Origin of the sequence: Pseudomonas sp. LS_2 (assembly GCF_042709235.1) — a bacterium.
Taxonomy (GTDB): domain Bacteria; phylum Pseudomonadota; class Gammaproteobacteria; order Pseudomonadales; family Pseudomonadaceae; genus Aquipseudomonas.
On the sequence record NZ_JAVAYC010000004.1, the window covers coordinates 275,595 to 283,112 of the forward strand.

Here is a 7,518-nt window from a genome sequence, read left to right on the forward strand (position 1 = left end):
GCTTAGTACCCACAGCCGCGCCAGCCAACCCACGCTAGCCCTTTTTTTCGACCGCAGAGGGGCTCGCCATGCAAGACATTCATCGACAATCGACCGACACCCTGCACAAGGCCGCCCAGGCCTACCAGGACCAGGTCATCGGCAACCTGTTGCCCACCTGGCTACGCAGGGCTACGCCAGAGCAGCTTACGGCGCTGCAAGACGCGATGTCCTTGAGTATGTACTTCCACGAGCGGGTGGCCGAAGTGGTGGCCAGGCTGGAGGGTATCGATACCTTCGCCGAGCCATTGCTGGAAGAGGCGTTGCGGACGCGTACCGGTGCCAGGGTGAGGGTGCGCGAGCTGCGTTTTCGCCAAGGGCGACGTGAGCCGGTGATCACTTCGCAACCGATCGGTTACCCGGTAACCGAACTGACCTATGTACAGCTACCCGTGCTCGAGGCGGCGCTGCGCAACTTCAGTGCGGACGAGACCCTGAGCGCGGGGCAGTACCCTGGCAACCGGGTGTTGGGTGCCGATGGGCAACCGCTGGAGGGCCTGTCGGCGAAGCAGTTCGCCAGCTGCTGTCGCGAGCTGGATCTGGGCGGCCGCTACCGACGTCACCTGGACAGCGTGCTGAACCCCTATGCCCCCGATGAGCGGCATGCCGTGCATTCGCTGCTGGCCCGGGCGCGGCGCCATGCCATGCTGGCCGACGCCCATATCGCGCAGCTCAAGGGCGAGCTCACGGCGGACGAGCTGCGACTGCTGGAGCGAGTGTGTGGACTGCATACTCGCCTGCGTTTCGAAGGCCGCCCGGTTCAACTCAAGTACTTGCAGTTGCTGGGGTGCAACCTTGAGCAGATTGTCGTGGTGGACATCCGCGACGACAGCCTGGAACCACTGCGCAGCACCAGCTGGCGGGTGCTGGTGCATGTGCCGGATGACCCCGTGGCGCCCTGGCGCGCCTGCCAGAACCTGCGCCAGTTCGCCAATCAGCTCGGGCGCCAGTTGCGCACTGGCAGCTACCAGCGCTATTTCAGCCGCTTCGTGCGCCGACGCGATAGCCACGCATTCTTCAGCCAGGTCATCCAAGGCTATGCCGGGGTGTCGGAGCTGGCCAACATCGACCTGGGCGAGCACTCGCAATCTTGGCCGGGGCCACTGTTCGAGGGCCTGGCCCAGGCGCGTATCGCGCAGATCAAGGACGACGCCGCCATGATCGCGATGCCGGTAGCGATGCTCGACCGCGAGCTGCAGCGCCAGCACGATCAGCGGCTGGCCGCTGAAGGCTGGCCGCTGAAGGCTGGGCCTTGCTCAACCTGGCCGGGTTGTTCCTGCCGGGTATCGGCCTGACCTTGCTGGCGCTGAATGCCTGGCAGTTGCTGGGCGAGGTGTATCACGGTATCGAGGCCTGGCACGAAGGCGATACCAGTGATGCACTGAACCACCTGTTCAACGTGGCGGGTGACCTGGCGCAGGTCGCCGCTACTGCCGTGGGCGGCCAGGTACTGCTCAACGCCTGGCGCCGCGCCAGGCGGGTCGACGAACTGGTGGCGGCGACCCTGGAGGACGGCAGCACACGCCTGTGGAACCAAGACCTGAGTGCCTACCGCAGCGAAGCGCCGGCGGCTGCGGTGCGTGACGAACAGGGCGTACTGCGCCTGGGCGAGCTGGCCTGGGTCAGCATGGACGGCCATACCTATCCGGTCACCAAGGCCCCTGAAGGGGGATGGCGGCTGCGTACCCAGGCAGGCCTGGCGCCGCGCTTGCGACACAACGGCGCCGGGGCCTGGCGCCTATGGAGCGAGCAGCCGCAGGAGTGGGACGATGTGCAACGGATGTTTCGGCGCCTTGGCTACCCGTTCGACCAACTCGACGAACAGCAGGTGAGCCGCGTACTGCTTGGCCAGGGGCTGGATGCCACGCACCTGCGGGCGCTGCATGTGCATGGACTGGCAGCGGATGCGCAACTGTTCGACAACGTCGCCCGCTATCGCATCGACCAGCGTATTCGTGACCTGATGTGGGACCTGGGTGGAGGTGGCGAGGTGAACGACGGCGAGTTGCTGGAACATGCCCGCACCCTGCTGGGGCTGGACGCCACGGCGCCCGTGTCCATCGTGCAGGTGCGTGCCCAGCGTGCCGCGCTGTTCCAGCGCGTTTACGAGGCCGAGCAAGGCGAAGATGAAGCCTCGGTGGCGACGTTGCGCCGACAGTTCCCCTCGCTGCACAGCCGTGCGGCTCGTGAGTTGTTGCGCCAGGCCCGGGGTGACGAGCGCCAGCGCTTGCAACTGGAGGGACGCGTGTCATTGCGCCTGGCCCAGGCCGCCCGCCAGGTCACCCGCCGTATCCGCCTGAGCCGCGCCTGTGATGGCCTGTACCTGCACGCCCCGCAGGACGCCGACCTGGCTCGCGTGGCCATCGGCCTCAGCCCTGGCTTGTATGGCGCCCCGGCGACACTGGGGTGGCGCTTGTTCGAGGGTTCGACGCAAGGGCCGTTGCTGCACACCGCGGGCGTGCAGGGTGGGCCGGGTTGTTTCGACTTGGTGCATCAGAACGGCCAGTTCCTGTTGCTCGATGCTCAAGGGCTGCAAGTGAGCGGCCCGGGCGAGCTGTTCGAGACCCTGGCTGCGGCCTACGGCCCTGAGCAACGCCGGGCAATGCTGGGCCTGGAACCTTTTGGAGACGATTTGCGCGCACTACTGGGCGAGCGTGCCGCGAGCCAGGGCGAGGCGCTCGCCCAGTGGTTGCAGGAACCGCCAGCCATCGGCTGGTTCCGCCCGCCGCAGCGCCTGCTCGACGGTCGCCTAGGCTACCCCCTGAGCGGTCGCCGTGCCGGAAATGGCATGCCCCGGGCGATGCTGGCGCGTCTACGTGACCTCTACCCCTCATTCGACGACGCGCAGGTCGAGGCCTGGCTACAGGGCATACGCGACGCCGGACGCGAGTCGGGCGCCGAGCTGCAGCGTCTGGAAGGCGAATACCTGCGCCTGCACCGGCACTTGCTGGCCTGGTCCGAGGCGCCTGACACGCTGATGGAGCGCCTGGACCGGCGTGACTTCGCAGAGGCCTTGTGCAGCAGCTGGCAGCGACGTACCTCGCACCTGCACAACCAGATGAGAGAGCCGGTGGGCTATCGCTTGAGTGTCTGGGCAACGACCCTGCCCAGCCTGCCCGACCTTCCCGAGCAGGTCAGTTTTGCCCATGTTCGCGAACTGTCGCTGTTGAACATGGGCATCGAGCAGATTCCCGCAAGCTTCCTGCAACGCTTCACGGCGGTGGAGGTGCTCGAGTTGAGCCACAACCGCCTGACTCGGCTGCCTGCGGGGCTGGCCGAACTGCCTGCATTACGCGAACTCGACCTGTTCGCCAACGATATCGCGCTCGATGCCGACCAGGCCGAGCAGCTCAGTGGCTGCGTGGCGCTGGAATTCATCAACTTGTCGCTGAACCCGCTGCGCAGGACATTTGCGCTGGAACGCATGAGCAGTCTCTCCCGGATTCACCTGCGCGGTACGCAGATCGACCAGTTGCCCTCAGGCCTGCTTGGGCTGCAACGCCTGACCGTGGCCGATTTGCGCGGTAATCGCCTGCATGAACTACCCGAGGCGTTCTACCAGGCACCTGCGGACGTCAGCCGCAGGATCCTTCTGCAGGGAAACCCGTTTGCTCCCCGGACAGCCGCACGCTACAGCGGCTTCCGGGAATTGCATGGGCTACCCACGCCCGTCGAGGTCGAAGCCTCGCTCGCGCCCCGCGAGCGTTGGTTGGATGCAGCCGCCATCGACGCGCGTGCGCAATACGGGTCGTATTGGAACGGCCTGGAAGCCGAGGACGGCAGCGTCGACTTCTTCAACTTGCTTTCGCGGTTGCTGGAAACCTCCGACTACCAGAACCTTGCGCATCGACCGGGGTTGGCTACCCGCGTCTTTACCCTGATGCAGGCCATGTGCGAACACGCCGGCCTGCGTGAAGCAGTGTTCAGCGATGCCCAGGTCGCCCTGACGTGCCAGGACAGTGCGACCTTGCGCTTGAGCAACCTGGAGCTGCGTGCCCTGGTCTGGCGCGCCAGGGTGCAGGCTGGGGAGGGCGGCCAGGAAGCGGCCCTGCTGCACCTGGGGCGCCAGCTGTGGCGGCTGGACGAAGTCGACCGCATTGCCCTCGAGGACATCCAGGCCCGTCGTGAAGACGGCGCCGACCCTGACCAGATCGAGGTTGGCCTGGCCTACCGCCTGGCCCTGCGTGATGAGCTGGACTTGCCCGCGCAACCGCAGGACATGGCCTTCGCCGAGGTCGCCGGGCTCGACCAGGGGCGTATCGACCGGGCGCTTGCGCAGGTACGCACGGCGCAGACGCCCGAGCGTGTGGCGCTCTCGCTGGCCCAGCGCGATTTCTGGCAGGAGCATTTGCTCAACCAGCATGCCGAGCGTTTCGAAGCGCTGGACGCAGCGTTCTTCGAGCGCCAACAGGCGTTGATGGACGCGCCCGAGGCCCTGCCCGAGGGCGCTTACCTGGAGGCCATGAACCGTATCGGTGATGAACGACAAGCGGCCCGGCTCGCGTTGATGCGCACCTTGACCCGGCAGGCACTGGAGGGCACGCCTCAAGCATGAGGCGCACGGCGCGACGCGTGCTTTGGACTATCCTCAGGATCAGGCAGCGGCGTTTTCCGAAAGCGCTGTGGGCCTGGTCTGGAAATCGGAAGTTACCTTTGACTTGAGCGGCTTTCCGGCCCTGTGGTTTAGGCTCCCGGCTCGGATCTTTCTCCATGATTCGCAGTCATTGGTTTATCGAGAACACAAGGAGATGCACATGCTTGTCCGGTCATTGACCCTCGCCATCCTGTTCGCTGCCGCAGGCCCCGCGTTCGCTGCCGACAGCGACGCGCCTCTGGCCAAGGAGCTGGGCAAGGCACGGCCGTTGGTCGTAATCGCGCCCAGCAGCGCCGACCCCACCCTGCGTGGCCTGAACCAGGCCCTGGAGGACCCGGCCACCAAGGCCGGGTTCGCCGAACGCAGCCTGGTGCTGTACAGCGTGGCCAACATGATCGGCAAGCGCGAGGACAAGCACCTGGAACAGCAGACCACCATGGCGCTGATCCGCGAGCTCAAGCTGGGCGCCAGCAAGGGTACCAAGGTAATCCTGGTGGGCAAGGACGGCGAGCGGCACGTACTCAAGGACGACGACAGCGGCGAGAAGCTCGACCCCCAGGTCATCTTCAAGGCCGTTGACGCGCTGCCGGCCAGCGAGAAAACCGTGGCCGCCCCGGAGCCGGTGGCCGCCGCACCTGAAGCCGAACCCAAGGCCAAGGACACCAAACCGGCCAAACCTGCCAAGCCCGCGGCGCCGCCCAAACCGCTGGAAGACTGACCCATCCTCCCAGGCCGTGACGCCCCTCGGTCGCGGCCTGTATCTTCGTGTATCTGGTCGCCTCCCGGACCCACTTCCATACAAAACCCACCCCTGCGCGATACACCCACGACACACCACTGCGGCGAAATAGCCTCACTTCCCAACCACAGTGGAGCAGCACCATGACACATACACGCAAATCCCTGGGCCTGCTGGGCGTCGCGCTGATCGGCGGCATGGCCGTGGGCAACAGTGCCTTCGCGGTCGAACCCCTGTCCCAGGGCTACCAGCTGGCTTCGGCCAAGACCACCGGCGAAGGCAAATGCGGCGAAGGCAAGTGCGGTGCCGGCGAGAAAACCACCCAGGGCGAAGGCAAGTGCGGGGAGGGCAAGTGCGGTGCCAGTGAAAAGACCACCCAGGCCGAGGGCAAGTGTGGCGAGGGCAAGTGCGGCGATGCATCGTTCGCCAGCACCGACAGCAACCACGACGGCAAGGTATCGCGTGGGGAGTTCCTGGCCGTGGCCAAGGAGCGCGCCGCCGACTTCGACAAGATCGACAGCAACCACGATGGCTTCATCTCCGAGCAAGAGGCCCATGACTTCCTGGCCGCGACCTACAAGGCCAATGGCAAGCAGATGCCCGACGGGTTGTTCAGCCATCTGACCGGCAAGTCCTGACCTTTCCAGGCTGACTGCACGCGGGGCAAGTCTTCTCCCAACCAGCCGGTGGGGGCGGGCTTGCCCCGCGCGCGTTTGCCGTTTCCCGTGGAGACCTTCCCATGAAGCAACAACACCTGCTCACCGGCCTGGGCCTGCGGCGCGGCCTGTTGCCCGAATTGCTGGCCATGCACGAGGGCGCCGTGGATTTTCTCGAACTGGCGCCGGAAAACTGGATCAACGTCGGCGGCGCCTACGGCAAGGGCCTGGCCGAACTGGCCGAGCGCTTCGCTATCGCCTGCCATGGCTTGTCACTGTCGTTGGGCGCCAGCGCGCCGCTGGACCTGAACCTGCTCGACGCCACCCTTGGCTTGCTCGACCGTTACCAGGTGCGTCTGTACAGCGAGCACCTGAGCTATTGCAGCGACGATGGCCATCTCTACGACCTGATGCCGATTCCCTTCACCGACGAGGCGGTTCGCCATGTGGCCACGCGCATCCGTCAAGCCCAGGATCATCTGGGGCGGCGCATCGCGGTGGAGAACATCAGCTACTACGCCGCCCCGTACCAGGCCATGAGCGAATTGCAGTTCATCAATGCGGTGCTGGAGGAAGCCGATTGCGACCTGCTGCTGGACGTCAACAATGTGTTCGTCAATGCCTGCAACCACCGCTACGACGCCCAGGCATTCCTTGCCGGGCTGCCGGTGCAGCGAGTGGTGGGCATGCACGTGGCGGGTCACTATGACGAAGCGCCGGACCTTAAGGTCGACACCCACGGGGCGGCGGTGAAAGAGGACGTCTGGTCGCTGTTCGCCAGTGCCTGCCAGCGCTTCGGCGCCCAGCCCACGGTGCTGGAGCGCGACTTCAACTACCCACCGTTGGCCGAGCTGCTGCAGGAAACCGCACGTATTCGCGCGCTGCAGCAGGCGGCCGGGAGCCTTGTCCATGGCTGATACCTTGCGCGAACAACAATTCACCCTGGCACGTCACCTGCGCGACCCGGCGGCCAACCCGCCACCACCGGGCATCGAGGCACGGCGTCTGAAGGTTTACCGCGAACTGTTCTATGGCGCCATCGAAGGCCAGCTCGCCGGCGGCTTCCCGGTGCTGCGCCAGTGTCTGGGCGAGGCTCGCTGGCATGCGCGGGTGCGTGATTTCTACGCCAACTACCGCAGCCATACGCCGCTGTTCAGCGAAATCGGCGAGACCTTCGTCGACTACCTGCAAGGCATCGAGCCGGATGCACCCTGGCAGCTGGAGCTCGCGCACTACGAGTGGGTCGAGGCGCAGTTGTACCTGAGCGATGCCCAGGAGCCGCCACACGACCCGCACGGTGACCTGCTGGCGGGCGAGCCGTTGCTGTCGAGCGTGGCGCGGGTGTTGGCCTACCAGTGGCCGGTAGAGCGTATCGGTCCGGGTCATCTGCCCGAGCAGTTGCCCGAGGCGCCGACGCTGTTGCTGGTCTATCGCGATGCAGGCTTCAAGGTGCGGTTCGCGCGCCTGGCCCCCTTGGCCTACCAACTGCT

6 protein-coding genes are annotated in these 7,518 nt (G+C 65.9%); all 6 read left to right on the top strand.

Annotation, left to right across the window (positions count from 1 at the left end; translation table 11 throughout):
- The first annotated feature begins 68 nt into the window (after positions 1 to 68).
- Positions 69 to 1,334: a dermonecrotic toxin domain-containing protein gene (locus tag RAC97_RS05950; protein WP_375097855.1), complete on the top strand. Its 1,266-nt coding sequence runs from the start codon at positions 69 to 71 to the stop codon at positions 1,332 to 1,334.
- Positions 1,292 to 4,594 (top strand): NEL-type E3 ubiquitin ligase domain-containing protein, encoded by a 3,303-nt coding sequence (locus tag RAC97_RS05955; RefSeq protein ID WP_375097856.1) that lies wholly within the window; start codon positions 1,292 to 1,294, stop codon positions 4,592 to 4,594. The genes RAC97_RS05950 and RAC97_RS05955 overlap by 43 nt, the downstream gene beginning before the upstream one ends.
- Before the next feature lie 199 nt (positions 4,595 to 4,793).
- Positions 4,794 to 5,351, top strand: a complete 558-nt coding sequence (locus RAC97_RS05960; RefSeq protein WP_375097857.1) for a DUF4174 domain-containing protein — start codon at positions 4,794 to 4,796, stop codon at positions 5,349 to 5,351.
- 164 nt (positions 5,352 to 5,515) lie between these two features.
- Complete coding sequence (locus RAC97_RS05965) at positions 5,516 to 6,010, top strand: EF-hand domain-containing protein (protein ID WP_375097858.1); 495 nt, start codon at positions 5,516 to 5,518, stop codon at positions 6,008 to 6,010.
- A 101-nt stretch (positions 6,011 to 6,111) separates the two neighbouring features.
- The gene (locus RAC97_RS05970; protein WP_375097859.1) at positions 6,112 to 6,945 is read left to right on the top strand and encodes a DUF692 domain-containing protein; all 834 of its coding nucleotides are present in this window, start codon (positions 6,112 to 6,114) and stop codon (positions 6,943 to 6,945) included.
- A partial coding sequence (locus tag RAC97_RS05975) for a DUF2063 domain-containing protein (RefSeq protein ID WP_379671405.1) occupies positions 6,938 to 7,518 on the top strand: 581 nt, incomplete at its 3' end. The genes RAC97_RS05970 and RAC97_RS05975, both read left to right, overlap by 8 nt.

Bases quoted from the DNA above. Each gene is read 5' to 3' on its own strand.
- RAC97_RS05950 (WP_375097855.1), top strand. From the start codon at position 69: ATGCAAGACATTCATCGACAATCGACCGACACCCTGCACAAGGCCGCC.
- RAC97_RS05960 (WP_375097857.1), top strand. From the start codon at position 4,794: ATGCTTGTCCGGTCATTGACCCTCGCCATCCTGTTCGCTGCCGCAGGC.
- RAC97_RS05965 (WP_375097858.1), top strand. From the start codon at position 5,516: ATGACACATACACGCAAATCCCTGGGCCTGCTGGGCGTCGCGCTGATC.
- RAC97_RS05970 (WP_375097859.1), top strand. From the start codon at position 6,112: ATGAAGCAACAACACCTGCTCACCGGCCTGGGCCTGCGGCGCGGCCTG.